Source organism: Lacticaseibacillus zeae subsp. silagei (assembly GCF_030770335.1).
Lineage (GTDB): Bacteria > Bacillota > Bacilli > Lactobacillales > Lactobacillaceae > Lacticaseibacillus > Lacticaseibacillus zeae.
The window spans coordinates 1,645,696-1,663,789 of record NZ_CP132484.1 but is presented as its reverse complement, the minus strand read 5'-3'; the positions used below and the strand labels follow the sequence as shown (position 1 = coordinate 1,663,789).

Genomic DNA, 18,094 nt, shown 5'->3' with positions numbered 1-18,094 from the left:
ATGACTTATGCTTTAGTCTAGCATAACTAAGTAGTGTCCGATCGGGGTTTGCGCTATCATAAGTAAAGAATATTAATGAGGTGTTTATATGGAAATCGGGACGGGTAAAAGTTACGCAAAAATTATTCTTATCGGGGAGCACGCGGTCGTTTATGGGGAACCGGCTATTGCGCTTCCAGTCAAAAGTATCGGCTTGTCAGCGCGAGTGGCACCGCTGCCTGATGGTCGCCAAGAAGTTACGTCTGCTTTTTTTACCGGTGATTTGAATGCTGGCCAGCTGACCAACTTTGCCGGCATCGCCATGCTGATTCGCCGGTTGCTTGTGTTCTTCGATGATAGTGAGCAAGGCTTTCACCTCACCATTACTAGTGCCCTGCCATCTGAGCGAGGAATGGGATCGTCAGCTGCAACTGCGGTGGCGGTCGTGCGGGCCTTTTACGATGCGTTTCAGACGCCGTTAACGCGCACGGCGTTGTTGAACTGGGCCGATATTTCCGAAAAAGCGCTACATGGCAATCCCAGTGGTTTGGACGCAGCAACGGCCAGTGCCGAAAAGCCGCAGTGGTTTGTTCGTGGCAAATCATTGCGGTCAATCATGATGCCGCGGAATGGTGTTTTGCTCATTGCTGATACCGGCATTGCGGGTCAAACCAAAGTCGCGGTCGATCTTGTCGCGCAGAAGCTTAAACAGGCGCCTAAAGTTTATCGACCGCTTATTACGGACATCGGCACCGCGGTTCGCCAGGCAGCATTAGCTTTGGCGCAGGATGATATCATCACGTTAGGACAACTTTTGAACCGCGATCAGGCTGATTTGGCCGCGCTTGGCGTCAGCAGTCCGGAGCTGGATCGATTGATTAATGTCGCCATCAATCATGGTGCATATGGAGCCAAATTAACCGGCTCCGGCATGGGCGGCTGCATGATTGCCCTGGCCGCTGAAGACCAAGCGCCGACGATTATTCAGGCGCTTAAAGCAGCTAATGCGGTCAAAGTCTGGGAATATCACTTTGAAACGAAATGAGGCACCTATGACAATTTACGCACGTGCACATACGAATATTGCACTGATTAAATACTGGGGTAAAGCTGACAAGCAGCTCATGTTGCCGGCGACGAGCAGTATTTCCCTGACGTTGAACGATTTTTATACAGATACAGCGGTGACGTTTGATGCGACATTGTCTGAGGATCAGTTTATCCTCAACGATCAACCACAGTCACCTATTGCTGTTAGCCGATTTTTGGATCATGTTCGAAAGTTAGCCGATATTAAAGCCCGCGCTCGAGTGATCTCGCTGAACCACGTGCCAACTGCTGCCGGTTTGGCCAGTTCTGCCTCGGCATTTGCGGCATTGGCATTGGCTGCCAGTCGTGCTGCTGGCTTAAATTTATCCCCGATCGACTTATCTCGCTTGGCCCGGCGCGGATCCGGCTCAGCAACCCGGTCGATTTTTGGTGGTGCCGTCATCTGGCATCGTGGCTTTGACGATGCCTCTTCATTTGCTGAGCCCCTGGCGATTCAACCGACTTTGCCGTTACGCATGTTGGTTGTCACCGTTTCGGATCAGAAAAAAGCGGTCAGTTCCCGCACCGGGATGGCCAATACCGCTGCCACCAGTCCTTATTATCAAGCGTGGGTGCAGGCTAACGAAGCCTTGATAAGTCCCATGATCACGGCGTTGGCGGAAGACGATTTTGCTACCATCGGGGCGCTCACAGAATTGTCCAGTATGCGCATGCATGCTGCAATCATGGCTGAAGAGCCGCCATTTACCTATTTCCTGCCAGAAACCTTACGCGCCTGGCAACTGGTGCAGGAACAGCGCCGGCTTGGTATTCCGGCCTTCGTCACCATGGATGCGGGACCTAATGTCAAAATTCTCACAACGGCACCCTATGTGGATGTGCTCATGACCGCATTACGGCCGGCTTTCGGTGATCGCATCCTCAGCACCCAACTTGGCCCAGATGCCCAGGTGATCACAAAGGAGCAATTTGATGACACAGAGTCAGCAATCACATCGCAAGGATGAACATGTTTTCTTGGCGGAGAAATATTTCAAAGCCGATGCTAATGCCGGGTTCGATCAAATCCGGCTGCTTCATCGTGCACTCCCGGAAACGGCCTTAGCTGATGTTGATCTGACGCCCCCGTTACCTTTTGGGTGGCGCTGGCCGATTTATATTAACGCGATGACTGGCGGTTCGCCACAAACCGGCAAATTAAATGCCCAACTCGGTCAATTGGCTAATGCGTTGGGTGTCGCAATTGCCAGTGGTTCGCAGTCAGTCGCCTTGCATGATCCCGAGTTGAGCTCAACGTTCACGACACTGCGAAAGCACAACCCTGATGGCTTTCTTCTCGCTAACATCGGTGCCGGTCATGATGTACACGCGGCCAAAAAGGCAGTGACCATGTTGCACGCGAATGCGCTAGAGGTGCATTTGAATGCGGCGCAGGAAGTTGTTATGCCTGAAGGTGATCGCGACTTTTTATGGCAGGACAACATTCAGGCGATTGCAGCGGGAGTCTCCGTTCCGGTGGTGGCAAAAGAAGTCGGTAACGGGTTCATTCGCGAAGACTTGCAGACTTTGCAACAATTGGGTATCCGCTATGTCGACTTAGGCGGTCGCGGTGGCACCAATTTCGCGGTGATTGAAAATGCGCGCCGGCCGCAGCAGGACTTTGCGTATATGCGGGACTGGGGCCAAACAACGACTGAATCCTTACTTGAGGCCCGTGGCTTGCCGCTGACAATTCTGGCGACTGGTGGCATTCGTTCGCCGCTAGATGTGGTTAAAGCGCAGCGACTAGGTGCTCATGCGGTCGGGATTAGCGGGCTGGTGTTGCATCACTTGATCCAAACCGGCTATGCCGCAACGCTCGCTTATTTTCAGGAGTTTCTACACCAAATCCGGCAACTCTATGCGCTGCTTGGCGTCACAAACTGGCAAGCCTTGCAAACTGCTCCTGCCCTTCTCGGCACCAAACTGGAGCATTATCGTCGCGCTCGCAATTTGCCGGCGATTTGACCTTTAACAACAGTGGGACCGACAAAAAAGATGATCCAGGAGTCAAAAATCAAACTCTTGGATCATCTTTTTTAATACCGTTACTGGCTAAACACGCAGCCCTTTTGGATAAAAGTTCTTGATGGTGCCATTGACCAATTTGCCGATCGCAAACGGTTTGTGTTCAAACGTGAGTAACACAAATCGCTTACCAGTGGCGGTTGTCGATAAAGTTTCCCCATGACGATAGCGGGTATAACCATCTTGGTCAACCTCGATGACGGTTTGAAACGTATTTGGCGATAATGCAGTGGCCAAACTGTGGCTGGGTTCGAAACGTTTTTTGCGAAAACTGCCAAGTTCCAACCCTGCCCGCACCACTTTTACCCGGTTAAACGGCAGCATGGTTGCCGGCAGCAACGACAAAAAGTCACCGTGGCGATATAATTGACCGGTTAACGGCTGATTTAAGCTGGTTGCGAAAAAGTCATGAACTTCATCCACTGCCGGCTTCGCCAATGGTTTTACCGAAGCCTTTGCAGGGGTGTGCACTGTTTTTTCACCAGCTAGGCGCAATTTAGCCACAAAATGGCCTTCACCGCGCAGCCGATGGGGAAATAAGCGCACCGTTTTGGCTAACTCTGGGTTGCCATTGGCCCATTCCGGTCGCCCGGCTTCCATTCCCAGATAGGTTTTGATGGGCTCAACTGTCATGTCATAGTTTGCCAGTAACCATGCGATGATTTGCTCATCTTCTTCAGGGCTGAAGGTACATGTCGAATAAATCAGTTCGCCGCCGGGTTGCAGCATTTTAACGGCCGCTTGCAGAATCTGCTTCTGTCTGGCAGCACATTCGGCTGGATAATCGCGATGCCAATATTGGACCGCGTCCGGACCCTTGCGAAACATACCTTCGCCCGAACACGGTGCATCAACCAAAATCCGGTCAAACGTTTGCGGCCAGGCCTTCGCCAGCGTATCAGGATCATTATTGGTCACCAGAATGTTTTGGCTGCCCCAGCGCTCGAGATTGCCGGATAGCACCTTGGATCGGGCCGGGTTGATCTCATTGCTGACGAGCAAGCCGGTATCGCCCAGATAACTGGCCAATTGCGTCGACTTGCCGCCGGGAGCAGCGCAAAGATCAAGCACCCGTTCACCTGCTTGTGGCGCAGCGACCGTGCCCACAAACTGAGCGCTGGGTTCCTGGCTGTAAACCAGACCGGCAACGTGATCAATGTCATTGCCGGCAATTTTGCCATAATATCCCCAAGGACTCCAAGGAACAGGATCATCCGTTGCTTCATCCAGTGGCCAGGGTTTGGCAGGATCGCGCCGGAAGCCACTCACCGGTTCTGCATCAAAACTTGCCAAAAAAGCTGCCGCATCCGCACCTAATAGCCGCGTATATTTTTCTTTAAAAGCTTCAGGTAGTTGCACTTGTTCGATCCTTTCTGCGAATTAAGTAACGCAGGAAAATAATAGTGGCGATCGTTAAAATAACCAGAAAACTCCAGATATTGGTCCGGGTGGTAAAGTAGAACCACCAATTGGCAAACAAACCGCCGAGAAACAGACTAATGCCCACATGACTGGCACAGCTGGATAAAACACCGCGTAAATATCTGGCGCGCATGTTGATTTCCAAGCCGGATGTTTGTAATGGCCCGATCAGTGTAACCATCAATAAACTTAAGATTCCTGCTCCCATTAGCAGTAACACACAGAATAAAGCAGTTTGCCCATAAGCGCGCCACCAGGTAGCCGCATCACTGTCGCTAAAATGAACCCGATGGACACGGCTCGCCCGTAAAATAGTCTTCAAAGTCTTACTATGTTGATTGGCGCCATCGACATAAATTTTAACCTGCTTCAAAGTCAGACCTGCATTGGCCATACTCGGCGAGGCATTCAGGAAAACCGCCTTGTTAAGGGGACTACCCTTGCGCGTTCCGACTGTTCCCATAACCGGAATATACTGGCCGTTAACACTCAGATAACGTTGATTATTACTGCCGGTATAAAGCTTATCTGCTAAATCATGGCCGACCACCGCCACGGGCAGACTTGAGGCAAAGTCCCCCGTTGAAAACCATTGCCCGGTTTCAACGGGGAGGCTGGCCACCGACCCGCGCTGATACACGTAAACCAGCTGTTTCGTCACAAACTGTACCTGGTAACCGGAAAAATCGGTTTTCTCAAGCTCAGCCATCGCCTTCGTCACACTTCGCGAACTGCTCGTGACATATTCCTGCGCCATTTCAGACATACCAAGATGATCCAGCTGGCTGGCATATTCATTTTGATCATGTTGCGACCAAACCAACCCAGCCAAAATCGCCAAGCCGATCCATAGAAAATCAATCAAAAATAATTTTTTCACGAGATCCTCCTGTGAGGTGAGCTGAGCGTGAGCCGGCGCGTTTAGAAACCGGAGTGTAAGTGGCCTCAGTCGCAATGGCCCGGTCTTGGCCATTGCGACTGAGGTCCTTACACGCAGACCCCTGCGCCGGCGAACGCGTTATGGCGACAGCAAACTTGCTTTCAAGCTAACAATACACTAACAAAAGAGTCCCTAGCCCACCAGCAAGCATCACTGCAACCGATAAACCCGCTCATGAATCGCATCGAAATGACCCAAGGCCCGATTCAACGCAAACAAACGACGATCAGGCACCTGCTGAGCTTCCTGCCAAAATAACCGGCTGTTAGTAGCCCCTTTTCGTTCGCCGATCACGAACAATTGTTTATCAGGAAACGACCGCGCCATGATATGTAAAAAGCGCACATCGTTCGGATCCTTATCCGGGCTCCACGCCATGACCACCGCATCAACCTGATCGGCATATAGGAACAAGGAAGCATTAGCGGTGGCGGTTTTAACTGGGACTAAAGGTTGCTGGCCGGTCACGTTTTCTTTGACCCAAGTGTGCGCGTCCGTTGTAATCGTGGTATCGCCTTGTGCCCGCAACCCGGCGCTAACGTAACCATTACCGGCTGCGACTTCCAAATAACGCTGGAAACCGTATAAACGGTGCCAGACGTTAAAGAAATCGGTGTGGACAAATGACCACATCCCATAATGAAACGCAATGTAACGCCGAAAATTATGCAACAAATGATCCAGTTGTTGCAACTCCGCCAACCGCGCGTCAGGTAAAGCTAAAGCATGTTCGATTTGTGGCGTCGTCAATCCTAACCAAGGCAAGGCATGTTGCGGCAGGCGATGATTCGCTACTGCCGTCTGCCACGAATCCATTGCCGTAATTTGTTGTTTAAGTGGCAAAATGGGCGTGTACTTGCGCGCTAACTCATTCAAACGGGTCCAATAAGCCATGTCAACCTCGATATTTAACGAATGCTAGTAAAGAAACTTGCAGCAAAACACTCAAAAGCCGCCAGAAAAGGCGGCTTTTACGGTTAATTTTGACAACCAACCTGTTAATGGATACCCAGTGCCATTTTGGCATAGCGACTGAGCCGTTCCGGGCCCCATGCCGGGTACCAGACCAGATGGATTTCGACGCTCTCGATCCCATCAATCGCAGTCAAGGCCCGCTTAATATCAGCATCCAGCATATCCGTCAATGGGCAACCCATCGTGGTCAGCGTCATTTCAACGGTACACTTGCCATCTTCATCCAGATCAACCCCGTAAATGAGCCCAAGATTAATCAAATCGATTCCCAGTTCAGGATCGATCACTGTCTCAAGCGCATCAAGAATCTGTTGCTTCATTTTGTCAAAATATGCCTGATCCTGGGTGGCGGCTTGGTCATGATCTGCCATCAGCGGTCCCTTCTTTCTTAAAAGCTTGCAGAACCTTACGCCTTATCGGCCGCCAAAACTCCCGCAACGGCGTAATGTTCTTTGGCCATTTCATTTAACACAATATGCACATGTTCAGCCGGGGCGCCGGTATCCTTAACAATTGCAGCGGTAACATCTTTGACAAGCGCCTTCAATTGCTCCGGCGAGCGGCCTTCGATTAAATCAATATGGACTAATGGCATAGCATTTCGCTCCTTCAATCATCATTTGGTGAAAGTTAATTTGTTTCATTTTAGCATGCAAAGGCGTTTTGCGCACGTTTTCGCGAAACCTAACATATGCTGCTCTCTCGGCGTTAGTTGGCAATTTGACAAACACAGCGATTGATCTCTGAATTTTTGGATTATTTGACGGTGACTACATAAACGTAAACGGATCCGTGGATAACTTGGACGGAATGGCTTTGACGTCCCATCCTTCTACCGCTGCCCATTCGTTGATCAAGGCGGCTACTTTGCCTTTCATGATGGCTTCGATGTGATGGCCTGGGTCGATGACGGGCAGGTCTGCTGCCAACATGTCGTGGCCCGTGTGATAGTACACATCACCGGTAATGAAAACATCCGCGCCGGCTTCCTTGGCATCGTTGAACGCGTCGCCGCCATCGCCCCCAAGAATGGCAACCCGCTGAACCTGGCGATCCAAGTCGCGTGCGATTACCCGAAGTCCCTTAACGTTGTAAGCAGCTTTGACCTGTTCAACAAAGGCTTCAAGCCGAACCGGTTCCGGTAAAAGACCGATCCGCCCCATATTAGCGCCTTCACCTTCGTTAATAAACGGCACGACCTGGCTTAAACCGAGTGCTTCAGCCAGCCAGTCATTCATGCCTTCCTGAACCCGATCCAAATTCGTGTGAGCGCTATAAACCAGCAAATCGTCCTTCAGAATCTGGGCATACATAGCGTTTTGCGGTACCCGCAGGTCGAGGTTGTGAACTGGCCGAAACATGGCCGGATGGTGCGAAAAGATCATGTCGGCATGCACCGCTTCGGCTTCCTCAACCACTTCCGGACGAACATCAAGCGTCACCAAAACCGTTTTAACTGTTCGTTCCGGATTGCCTAATTGCAGTCCGCTGGGATCCCGTTCCCAGGAAAGGCTTAAAGGTGCATAATCTTCGAATCGATTGATAATCTGCTTACCGCTTGTCATGTGCGTTTAACTCCTCCTTAATGAGCGCCAGGATATGCTCCTGTTCGCGAATCTTAGCCAGTGGCACCATTCGCGCGTCTGCCAATCCCTCAAGAACGGCTTCGGTTTTTTCGGCCTCCCTGTGCATCTTTTTCATAAACACCGGATTTTTCTGACGGCGTAAAATGGGGCCGAAGCGCAAATCCGCTTCTGAATACGGAACATCTGGTTTGGTTTTACCAGCTGCCATCATCTCGTAAATATGGCCTTCATCTTCGACAATCTGTTCGCTGATAATACCGTATCCATGCTTGTCTAGCCAGCGGCGGACATCATATTGGTGGCGATTCGGTGCCAACACCAGTGTTTCGGTGCCGTCCATTCGCGTACTGCCCGCGTCTAGAATATTGGTAATTAATTGCCCGCCCATGCCAGCAATGACAATGGTTGAAATGGCATCAACCGGCTTGATTCCGGCTAACCCGTCTGCCTGGCGCACGTCGATTTGTTCGGTTAACCCCGCAGCAGACACATTTTGTTTGGCAATTGCTACCGGGCCAGCCCCAATATCACTGGCGACGGCGAATTGAATGACGCCGCGCTGGACAAGCTCAATTGGTAAAAAAGCATGATCGGTACCGATATCCGCAACTCGTTCACCAGGTTCGATAAACGTGCTGATCGTTTGCAGGCGCTTTGATAAATGTATATGATCCATTAACTTTACGATCCCCTCATCTAATTGACAGCTTTCATTATAACAAACTGATGCGAAGATGCTGGTATTCGGCCTAAAATCAATTGGTTTGAATGCAAAAAGCCGCTATCTCTCAACCGAGAGACGGCGGCTTTTCTGACTTGATTTAATTATTCAAGAAAATCTTTAAGTTGCTTGGAACGACTTGGATGGCGTAGTTTCCGTAGCGCCTTTGCTTCAATTTGCCGAATCCGTTCGCGGGTCACACCGAAGACTTTGCCGACTTCTTCCAGTGTCCGAGTACGGCCATCGTCAAGACCGAAGCGTAACCGTAAAACATTTTCTTCGCGGTCAGTTAAGGTGTCGAGAACACTTTCCAGCTGTTCCTTGAGCAGCTCATAGGAAGCGTGGTCTTCCGGACTGGTGGCGTCCTGATCTTCAATGAAATCACCTAGATGGGAATCGTCCTCTTCACCAATTGGCGTTTCAAGGGATACCGGTTCTTGGGCAATTTTAAGAATTTCGCGGACTTTTTCAGTTGGCATATCCATTTCGGCACCGATTTCTTCAGGCGTTGGTTCGCGACCAAGGTCCTGAAGCAATTGCCGCTGAATCCGGATCAGCTTGTTAATGGTTTCAACCATATGCACGGGAATCCGAATGGTGCGGGCTTGGTCGGCAATTGCACGGGTGATCGCCTGACGAATCCACCAGGTCGCGTACGTGGAGAACTTGAAGCCTTTGCGGTAATCAAATTTTTCTACAGCCTTCATCAGGCCCATGTTACCTTCCTGAATCAGATCCAGGAACTGCATGCCCCGGCCGACGTACCGCTTGGCAATTGAAACAACCAACCGTAAATTGGCTTCAGCCAAGCGCTGTTTAGCTTCCTGATCGCCTTGTTCGATTTTCAGTGCCAGCGCAACTTCTTCATCCGCCGTCAGCAAGGAAACCCGGCCGATTTCCTTCAGATACATCCGCACAGGGTCATTAATCTTAACCCCTGAAGGTGCGGACATGTCGCTCATTTCCTTCTTGGAAACCTTCTTTTGCTTCTTCAGACTGATGGTTGCCGGTTCGCCGTTTTCATCGACGATCGCAATGCCGTTGTCTTCGATTTTCTGCATCAAATCATCAATTGCATTGCTCTTAAGCTCGAACGGCTTGATCAATTTAGCGGTCAGGTCATCTTCGGTAATCTGCTTTTTCTTCTTGTAATCTTTGATCACAGCCTTGACTGCACTATCATATGCCTTCGTGGTTGTGTGGGTTTTGCTAGCGGTAGTCTTCTTGGCCGTTGTTTTCTTGGTTGCGGTCTTTTTGGCCGTCGCCTTCACATCGGTTGCCGTCTTCTTGGCAGTTGCAGCCGTTGTCTTCTTTGTGGTCTTGCTTACTTCAGTTGCTGTTTTTTTCTCAGCCATTAAAGTTCCTCCCCTAGCCTTGTTGTTGCTTCAAAAGTTTCATGAGATTCACATATTGCACCGTTAACTCGCCTTGTTTCTGCTTGTCTCCCAAACGTTGTGCTTCAACAATCGCCTGTTTGATTGCCTGCAGCCGAGTCACCGTCGAGGCAGACGTGATCGTCTGAATTAACTCATCAATGGTTGCCTCAGTGGCTTCAGGCAATGACTGCATGGCAACATCCGCCGCCACACCGCTGAGTTCGGGATCAACCCGATCCAGAAATCCCGCCAAATCACCGTCTGGCTGTTCATGCAAAAAGTTCAGCCATCCGGTAAAAAGTGTCTGGAAATAATCGGTTGGAAATACGAATGTTGCATTTTTCAACCGCTGCATCACCAAATCATCATGCCACACATAATATAATAACTGCCGTTGCGCCGCCGTGTACCGATCAAGCGGGCGCGCCGGTTGTTCCGTGACAGCGGGACGCGCAACGGGTGGTTGTGACTGCTGCGGTTTAGGCAAACTTTGATTCAACGCTGCGATCGGTACATCGGTCGTTTCGGCTAGCTGTTTAACATAGACTGCTCGCGCAACCGGATCACTGATTTTACCGATGATTTTAAGTGCAGCATTCAGGTAAGTCAGTTTGGCCTGATCATTATGCATATCCACGCCGCGGGCTAAGAATTGTAACATAAAGGCGGTTGGCGTCAAGACCGATTTGACTTGCGCCTGAAAAGCTTCAGCACCGCGGGCTCGAATATATTCATCAGGATCCATGCCATCCGGCAAAACCACCACATCGGTTTGCAGCCTAGGATGATCGGCTAACATCGTCACGGCGCGTTCAATGGCTCTTTGGCCTGGTTCATCACCATCGTAACAAACTGTCAACCGTTTGCTCAAATGGCTGATGATGTCGACTTGCTCGGTCGTCAGGCTAGTACCCATTGACGCAATGCCGTTTTTAACGCCGGCCTGATAAGCAGCGATGACATCCATATAGCCTTCAAAAAGAATCGGTCCTCCGTCGCGGCCGATTTCGGCTTTTGCGCGGTGCAGGTTAAAGAGGACATCGCGTTTATTAAACAACTTTGTCTCCGGACTATTCAGGTACTTGGCCTGCGACTTTTCATTTTGCAGGATCCGCCCGGAAAAACCGACCACTTTACCATTGCCGTCTGTCAACGGAAACATGACACGATCATTAAAGCGGTCAAACAGTTTGCCTGCCTGATCTTCGACAAATAAACCACTTGCGCGTTGATCCTGATAATCGATTTTACGGTTATTCAGGAAAGCCACCAACAGATTGCGTTCTTCCGGCGCATAGCCCAACTGGAATTCTTCAATCGTTTCATCGGTCAACCCACGCTTATGCAAATAGGCCAGTGCTGCTTCGCCTTTTTCGGTGTTCACGAGAATGTGGTGAAATAAATCGGCAGTGTCTTGCAGGATGTGTTGCTGCTTGGCAATCTCCGGATCAACCGGTGCTGCGTGACCGATTTGCACATTAAGCGGAATACCGGCAAAATCGGCCACTTTCTTAACGGCTTCGGGAAACGTAACATTGTCATAATCCATCACGAACTTAAAGACATTGCCACCCCGCCCGCACGAAAAGCAATGGAAAATTTGCTTTGACTCATTGACGGAAAATGATGGCGTATGCTCTTCATGAAAAGGACAGAGGCCAAAAAGGTTTTGACCGGTTTTACGCAACTGGACAAATTGTCCGATATAGTCAGCAATATTAACTGCCTTCAGGACTTGATCGACAGTGGCCTCTGGAATCATTCCGGCGATATCAGCTCACTCCCTTTCCATGACAGGCGTAACAGCGATGGCGCTTCCGCTTGACTGTTGCGCGACTTGAACCGATTGAAATAGCGGTAAAAAGTCGCACTTCTCATGTGAAATGCGACTTTTCAATAGTCTATCGGCATAATAATACAAGGTACATTATAGCGTCTCCTCGTCAAAAAGGCAAATCTACTTAACAATGACCTGACTGACATCCCCAAATTGGCGAATAAGCTGGGCGAGTTGCTGCAAGGTGGCCAAGCGATTGGCCCGTACCGCGTCGTCGTTGGCCATCACCATTGTGGCGTCAAAATAAGCATTAATCGGATCAACCAAGGCTTTTAGTGCTTGATAATCGGCTTCGGTCGGTTCAGCATCAAAAGTCTCAGCCGTCGTCGTTACTGCTTCGTGCAGCTGGCCTTCAGTTGCATTTTCGAATTTGGCGGGATCGACTGGAGTATCAACGGTCTTGTTACCGGTAATCCGTAAAACCCGTCCCAAGGCTTCCATGACCGCTTTAAAGTCATCATCCGCGGCATGGGCAGTCAACAGCTTGGCTGCATCCAAAATGCCGGCAATATCGGCGTCGCTGCGAACAGTGACCGCATCCACGATGTCGTGGCGGATTTTTTCAGCTTGCAGTAGTTGCTTGGCACGGTCAATGATGAAGTCGTTAAGTGCTTGTTGATGGGCGGCAAAGTCAAGCCCGTTCGTTTTCCCTGCAGCAGCTAATGCCTGAGCAATCGCTGGCTGCAGCTTGGCCAGCGCAAATGGCCAATCGTGCGCGGCGATCATGCGGACGATGCCGTATGCTTGGCGGCGTAAGGCGTATGGATCATTGGAACCGCTTGGAATCAGATCAACCGCAAAGAAGCTCATGAGTGAATCCAGTTTGTCCGCAATGGCTAATACGGTGCCGACCAGACTTTGCGGCAACGCCCCGTCTGCTGCAATCGGTTCGTAATGTTCGGCAATGGCTTGGGCAACAGCCGGTTTTTCGCCAGCTAGTCGAGCATAATGTTCACCCATGATGCCTTGCAATTCAGGAAATTCGCCGACCATTGATGTGACCAGATCGAACTTGTAAATCGATGCCGCGCGGTTCAGATCAGCCTCATCTGTATCAGAGAGGCCGAACTGGTCAGCAAGCAAATCGGCAATAACTTTTGTGCGCGCCATTTTGTCATACATCGAACTGATTTTATCGTGGAAACTGACCGCTTTCAGGCGCTCAACATCGTCGGCAATGCTGCGCTTTTGATCTTCATCATAAAAGAAGGCAGCATCCTCAAGGCGGGCAGTCAACACTTTTTCATTTCCGGCAATCACGTTAGCCAAGTGGTCGCGGTTACCATTGCGGACGCCGATGAAGGCATTGACCATTTTCCCGTTCGCATCGCGGGCATAAAAGTAACGCTGATTGTCCTTCATTGAGGTGATTAGAACGGCTTCAGGAATGGCCAGATATTTCTTGTCAAACGTGCCGGCAAAAGCAGTTGGCCATTCAACCAGATTATTGACTTCTTCCAATAAATCGGCATCAAGATCGATTCGCCACTGATGATCGGTGGCAATTTGTTTGATTTGGTCGCGAATAAGCTGCTTACGCGCCGCTGGTTCGACAATCACAAATTGATCTTTTAAAGCAGACACATAGGCATCAGGATTCGACAAGGAAACGGGTTTGCCGAGGAAGCGATGGCCCTGAGTCACACGACCGGCTTCAACATCCAGCAACTTCATTGGTACAACTTCATTATCCAGCAAACTGACCAGCCAGTGAATCGGGCGAATGTATTCAAAATCGTACGCGCCCCACTTCATTCGCGTCGGGAAGGTCAGACTCTTAATGACATCCAGCATCCCTGGCAGAATCTCGGCGGCACTTTTTCCCTTGATCGCTTTATGCAGGTAAACATAATCAACCCCTTTGACGGTTTTAAAAACAATGTCGTCTGGGGTCATGCCCTGACCACGTGAAAAACCGATTGCAGCCTTCGTCCAATTGCCATCTGCATCTTGGGCAATCTTCTTCGCCGGGCCTTTGACATCTTCTTCAACATCCGCTTGTTTAGCCGCCAGATCATGAACCAGTAACGCAAGCCGCCGCGGAGTTGCGTAACGGTCAATGCGGCCGTATTCAAGATGATTGGCTTTTAGGAAAGCAACTGTTTTCTCGTGGAATTGATTCAAACTCGGCGTGACAACATGTGCAGGCATGTCTTCAAGGCCAATTTCGATCAGATAGTCATGCGTCATGTTATTGCACCTCCGTTTTGTGCTGCAGCAATGGGAAGCCCAGCTTTTTGCGTTCAGCCACAAATGCTCGGGCGACCTTGTGTGCCATCTTGCGAATCCGACTCATATACCCGGCTCGTTCCGTCACGGAAACAGCCCCGCGTGCATCTAGCAGGTTAAAAGTGTGGCTGCATTTGAGAATGTAATCGTAAGCCGGATGAACCAAGCCAAGATCCATCAGCCGCCATGCTTCTTTTTCATAAGCATCGAAAAATTCCAATAACATTTTCTGGTCGCTGACTTCAAAGGCGTATTTGCTGTGTTCATATTCAGGCTCTTTGAAAATATCGCCATACAAAACCCCGTCGCCCCATTCAAGATCAAAGACACTGTTAACGTCTTGAATGTAAGAAGCCAGACGCTCAACGCCATAGGTAATTTCACTCGTCACTGGCGACACTTCAAGACCGCCGACCACTTGGAAATACGTAAACTGGCTAACTTCCATCCCATCAAGCCAGACTTCCCAGCCAACACCGGCGCAACCCATGGAAGGATTCTCCCAGTTATCTTCAACAAAGCGGATATCGTGTTCCAACGGATCGATGCCAAGCGCGGCCAGTGAATCCAGATAGTAATCCTGGATATTTTCCGGCGAAGGCTTCATCACTACCTGAAACTGGTGATGCTGGAACAGCCGATTTGGGTTTTCGCCGTAACGACCGTCTGCCGGGCGCCGTGAAGGTTCCACGTACGCGGCATTCCAAGGTTCCGGTCCGATTGCCCGTAAAAAGGTATACGGGCTCATGGTGCCGGCGCCTTTTTCTACATCATAGGCTTGCATCAGCATGCAGCCTTTGTCACCCCAAAATTTTTGCAGGGTCTGGATCATCGTTTGGATGTCCATTTTTGTTGTCATGACAACCTCTTTCCCGGTGAATCGAAGCGGATCATGGCTCAGGCAACTGTTTTAATAAACACGAAAACGTCCCTACGCCAAGATATGGCGTAGGGACGCTTCTGCGCGGTTCCACCCTACTTCAGACAGTTACAAAACCTGCCTGCAGCTTCATCATTTGGTTCGAAAACGCCAATCACATCGACCGCCACCAGGCTTACACTATCCCCGACTCGCTGAAGTTCAGTACCGATATGACCCTTTTTCTCATCACCGATTCAATTTTCTTAATAAGTATAGCATCGCGGTAGGTGCTGTCAAGCGACTTTCTGAAAGCAGAGCGTGAACTGGCGCGTTAAGAGGTCCTTACACGCAGACTTCTGCGCCAGTGAACGCGTTTCCATGCAGCATCGGCCGATAGTGTTTCACTCAACATGAGCAGTTGAACCCCTTGAGCCATCACCGCCCAAGGTCCTTACACGCAGACTTCTGCACCAGTGAACGTGTTTCAAAAAATGAACATGTCAACCAGCCGCTTCAAGAAATACTAATTAATCCCCGATAGCTGATCAATGCTTGACTTGCTGTTATGCCACAGTTCCTCAGGCGTATAGGTATCTTTTTCAAAAAGCGTCACCTTGCCATCGGATTCGATCCGGGCGTTGGCACCGAGCCATTCCCAAGTCGGTGCCACGAAAAAGTTAATCCGTTTGCCTTTACCCTTACTCGGTGACCATGAGGATACATAATTGTCGATAAAATGTGTCCGCATGAACCGCGTTTGTCCGTTATCAAACTCGATTTGCAGTATATTTGCACCCATCCAGACTTTGACCGCTCGTGGTAATGTCTCTGCCATGCTCGCCACCCCTTTGTAAACACTTGCTGAAATCATCTTCACCCAAAAATTATCAATAACGAAACCGCTTACTTATCTTCAATCTACCATAAAGCTACGGAAAAGCAATGACTATTCTCGATGTCTGTTGTCCGAATCGGTGTCGGTTGACTTATGCGCATCCGGCAGGCGATCCTGCCAGTGATTCATTTGGTCGATAAAGCGCTTGGCCTTTGGGGTTACGCCAACCATGTCGGTGTAAATGATATCCAGAATTCGTTTTAATTCGGCTTTGGTGGCAGGCTTGACATCAATGCGTTTAACTTGATCCAGATTCAATGTGCTGAAGCGGCGCAAGTAAAAAATCGCGCGTGCACTGGCATGAAGCCGATGGGGATCTTTATCCCAGTGACGCTGACAGAGTAAACCGCCATAGCTTTCAGAAAAATCCAGCGGCAAGTCAGTGCGGCCGTCGATCACACAACCGCGCCAATTTGGCTCCACGCCGTACGCCTTCAGCATCTGAACTTCGATCACGTTGGCAATAATTTGCGGATCAAGACCGGTATCAATCAAATGCAAAGCTTGCTTAATCTGATTAAACCAAAACCCGACTGGCTGTCCATCCGGATAAGCCAGATCGAGCAATCCAAAAATGTACGATGCATAGGCGTTTAGCGTGATATCGGTTGAAATCTGCCGGTATTGAGTGGCATTTTTAATTGCGGACAAATACGAGAGACCCGATTCACGAATCTCGCCGATATAGTCGGCATGCGTAAATGGCAAAATGCCAGCAGCTAAAGTAAAACCGGGCTTGCGTGCCCGGTTCAACAGAAACATTTTCTTACCGAACTGATCGGTTAAAATTTTAACCAACATATCGGATTCGCGATAATTTTGGCGGGACATCACGAGTCCCTCAAAGGTTTGCGCTTGTTTAACCATTACCGCAGATCCTTTGTGTTATAGCCGAGTGATTTGAGATAAGCATTGTTGTCGCGCCAGTTTTTCTGGACGCGAACCCACAGCTTCAAGTTCACCTTATCGCCCAGTAAATTCTCAATGTCTCGGCGTGCTCGAATACCGATTTGCTTCATCATTTGCCCGCCGCGGCCGATAATGATGCCCTTTTGACTGTCGCGTTCGACAATAATGTACGCTTCGATTTGCAACTTGCCGCCTTCGCGATCTTTCATGCGCTCGACCTGAACAGCGGTAGCATGCGGCACCTCATCGCGGGTAAGTTCGAGAACTTTCTCCCGAATCAATTCACCCACGACGAAATATTCCGGATGGTCGGTCAGCTGATCTTCCGGATAATACTGCGGCCCGACCGGCAAGGCTGCGGTCAGTGAGGTTAATAAGTCATCAACATTGTTACCCATGGTTGCGCTGATCGGGAAGACCTGGGCAAAGTCATAATCATGCTGATAGCTTTCGATAAGCGGCAAAAGATCGTCCGGTTTAACCAAATCGATTTTATTCAGAATTAAATAAACCGGCTTCTTCACCTCGGCCAGTTGCCGCATAATATAGGCATCACCGGCACCTTTTTGCTCATCCGCAGCGACCATGAACAAAATAGCATCAACCTGATTCAGAGTCGACAGCGCTGCTTTATCCATGTAGTCATCAAGTTCATTTTTAGGCTTATGAATCCCGGGCGTGTCGACAAATACAATCTGCGCATCAGGTGTGGTATAGATGCCGTTGATTTTATTCCGTGTTGTCTGGGCCTTAGGTGACATAATGGCAATCTTTTCACCCAAAATCCGATTCATGAAAGTTGATTTGCCGACATTTGGTCGACCGATAATGGCCACAAAGCCAGAATGATGTTCGCTCACGCGTTTAAGTCTCCTTTCGAAAATGCTCCCGGCAGTAATGCTTGCGGCGTTGTTTGGTGCGAATCGCCGCGAACGTTGGCCAGCGTGATAACTGCATCGGCTGGAAAGAACTCGCTGATGACTTGCCGGCATGCCCCACAAGGTGAAACCGGGCCTTCCGTGTCGGCAATTACCAGTAATTCATCCAATTTGGTATAACCAGCGCTCACAGCCGCAAAAATCGCACTCCGCTCAGCACAATTACTTAGGCCGTAACTGGCATTTTCAATGTTGGCGCCAGAAAAAATCCGGTCACCAACCCGGACAGCCGCACCGACCGCAAAATGGGAATAAGGGACATACGCATTTTCGCGTGCTGCCAAGGCAGCGGTACGTAAAACAGACAA

Annotated in this window: 18 protein-coding genes; 3 read left to right on the top strand and 15 right to left on the bottom strand. The window is 49.9% G+C overall.

Features of this window, described 5'->3' with window-relative positions; translation table 11 throughout:
• Positions 1 to 88 precede the first annotated feature (88 nt).
• From mvk to fni, 3 genes are read left to right on the top strand one after another with little or no spacing between them, the layout of a single operon-like run.
• Positions 89 to 1,024 carry a mevalonate kinase gene (gene mvk, locus LACZS1_RS07950; RefSeq protein WP_070651901.1) on the top strand — a complete coding sequence of 312 codons (936 nt, stop codon included), beginning with the start codon at positions 89 to 91 and terminating at the stop codon, positions 1,022 to 1,024.
• A 7-nt stretch (positions 1,025 to 1,031) separates the two neighbouring features.
• Entirely contained in the window at positions 1,032 to 2,036 is a 1,005-nt protein-coding gene (gene mvaD / locus LACZS1_RS07945; protein WP_070651902.1) for a diphosphomevalonate decarboxylase, read from the top strand.
• The gene (fni, locus tag LACZS1_RS07940; RefSeq protein WP_274804330.1) at positions 2,002 to 3,036 is read left to right on the top strand and encodes a type 2 isopentenyl-diphosphate Delta-isomerase; all 1,035 of its coding nucleotides are present in this window, start codon (positions 2,002 to 2,004) and stop codon (positions 3,034 to 3,036) included. The genes mvaD and fni overlap by 35 nt, the downstream gene beginning before the upstream one ends.
• A gap of 87 nt (positions 3,037 to 3,123) precedes the next feature.
• Here the strand turns inward: fni and LACZS1_RS07935 are convergent, their stop codons facing one another.
• The 15 genes from LACZS1_RS07935 to LACZS1_RS07865 all read right to left on the bottom strand — a co-directional run bounded on the left by LACZS1_RS07935 (position 3,124) and on the right by LACZS1_RS07865 (position 18,094).
• Complete coding sequence (locus LACZS1_RS07935; RefSeq protein WP_070651904.1) at positions 3,124 to 4,455, bottom strand: RsmF rRNA methyltransferase first C-terminal domain-containing protein; 1,332 nt, start codon at positions 4,453 to 4,455, stop codon at positions 3,124 to 3,126.
• Complete coding sequence (locus tag LACZS1_RS07930; RefSeq protein ID WP_070651905.1) at positions 4,442 to 5,398, bottom strand: ABC transporter permease; 957 nt, start codon at positions 5,396 to 5,398, stop codon at positions 4,442 to 4,444. Before LACZS1_RS07930 ends, LACZS1_RS07935 begins: the two co-directional genes overlap by 14 nt.
• A 210-nt stretch (positions 5,399 to 5,608) precedes the next feature.
• Complete coding sequence (locus LACZS1_RS07925) at positions 5,609 to 6,352, bottom strand: SAM-dependent methyltransferase (RefSeq protein WP_070651906.1); 744 nt, start codon at positions 6,350 to 6,352, stop codon at positions 5,609 to 5,611.
• Positions 6,353 to 6,456: 104 nt separating this feature from the next.
• Complete coding sequence (locus LACZS1_RS07920; RefSeq protein WP_010488225.1) at positions 6,457 to 6,804, bottom strand: metal-sulfur cluster assembly factor; 348 nt, start codon at positions 6,802 to 6,804, stop codon at positions 6,457 to 6,459.
• Positions 6,805 to 6,839: 35 nt separating this feature from the next.
• Positions 6,840 to 7,028, bottom strand: a complete 189-nt coding sequence (thmT, locus tag LACZS1_RS07915; RefSeq protein WP_025012407.1) for a 2-hydroxymuconate tautomerase — start codon at positions 7,026 to 7,028, stop codon at positions 6,840 to 6,842.
• 175 nt (positions 7,029 to 7,203) lie between these two features.
• On the bottom strand, positions 7,204 to 7,998 hold the full coding sequence (locus LACZS1_RS07910; RefSeq protein WP_070651907.1) for a Nif3-like dinuclear metal center hexameric protein: 795 nt from the start codon (positions 7,996 to 7,998) through the stop codon (positions 7,204 to 7,206).
• Positions 7,985 to 8,695: a tRNA (adenine(22)-N(1))-methyltransferase gene (locus LACZS1_RS07905; protein ID WP_070651908.1), complete on the bottom strand. Its 711-nt coding sequence runs from the start codon at positions 8,693 to 8,695 to the stop codon at positions 7,985 to 7,987. Before LACZS1_RS07905 ends, LACZS1_RS07910 begins: the two co-directional genes overlap by 14 nt.
• A gap of 149 nt (positions 8,696 to 8,844) precedes the next feature.
• Positions 8,845 to 10,095 carry an RNA polymerase sigma factor RpoD gene (gene rpoD, locus LACZS1_RS07900; protein ID WP_083311621.1) on the bottom strand — a complete coding sequence of 417 codons (1,251 nt, stop codon included), beginning with the start codon at positions 10,093 to 10,095 and terminating at the stop codon, positions 8,845 to 8,847.
• A gap of 13 nt (positions 10,096 to 10,108) precedes the next feature.
• Positions 10,109 to 11,878, bottom strand: coding sequence for a DNA primase (dnaG, locus tag LACZS1_RS07895; protein WP_070651909.1), 1,770 nt, complete (start codon positions 11,876 to 11,878; stop codon positions 10,109 to 10,111).
• Positions 11,879 to 12,073: 195 nt separating this feature from the next.
• On the bottom strand, positions 12,074 to 14,143 hold the full coding sequence (gene glyS, locus LACZS1_RS07890) for a glycine--tRNA ligase subunit beta (RefSeq protein WP_070651910.1): 2,070 nt from the start codon (positions 14,141 to 14,143) through the stop codon (positions 12,074 to 12,076).
• A gap of 1 nt (position 14,144) precedes the next feature.
• Positions 14,145 to 15,041, bottom strand: coding sequence for a glycine--tRNA ligase subunit alpha (glyQ, locus tag LACZS1_RS07885; RefSeq protein ID WP_029345495.1), 897 nt, complete (start codon positions 15,039 to 15,041; stop codon positions 14,145 to 14,147).
• Positions 15,042 to 15,567: 526 nt separating this feature from the next.
• A complete protein-coding gene (locus LACZS1_RS07880; protein ID WP_070651911.1) occupies positions 15,568 to 15,879 on the bottom strand; it encodes a hypothetical protein in 312 nt (103 codons plus the stop codon).
• Between the two features lie 111 nt (positions 15,880 to 15,990).
• The gene (gene recO, locus LACZS1_RS07875; protein ID WP_070651912.1) at positions 15,991 to 16,806 is read right to left on the bottom strand and encodes a DNA repair protein RecO; all 816 of its coding nucleotides are present in this window, start codon (positions 16,804 to 16,806) and stop codon (positions 15,991 to 15,993) included.
• A complete protein-coding gene (gene era / locus LACZS1_RS07870; protein WP_070651913.1) occupies positions 16,806 to 17,708 on the bottom strand; it encodes a GTPase Era in 903 nt (300 codons plus the stop codon). Before era ends, recO begins: the two co-directional genes overlap by 1 nt.
• Positions 17,705 to 18,094: a cytidine deaminase gene (locus LACZS1_RS07865; RefSeq protein ID WP_083311626.1), complete on the bottom strand. Its 390-nt coding sequence runs from the start codon at positions 18,092 to 18,094 to the stop codon at positions 17,705 to 17,707. Before LACZS1_RS07865 ends, era begins: the two co-directional genes overlap by 4 nt.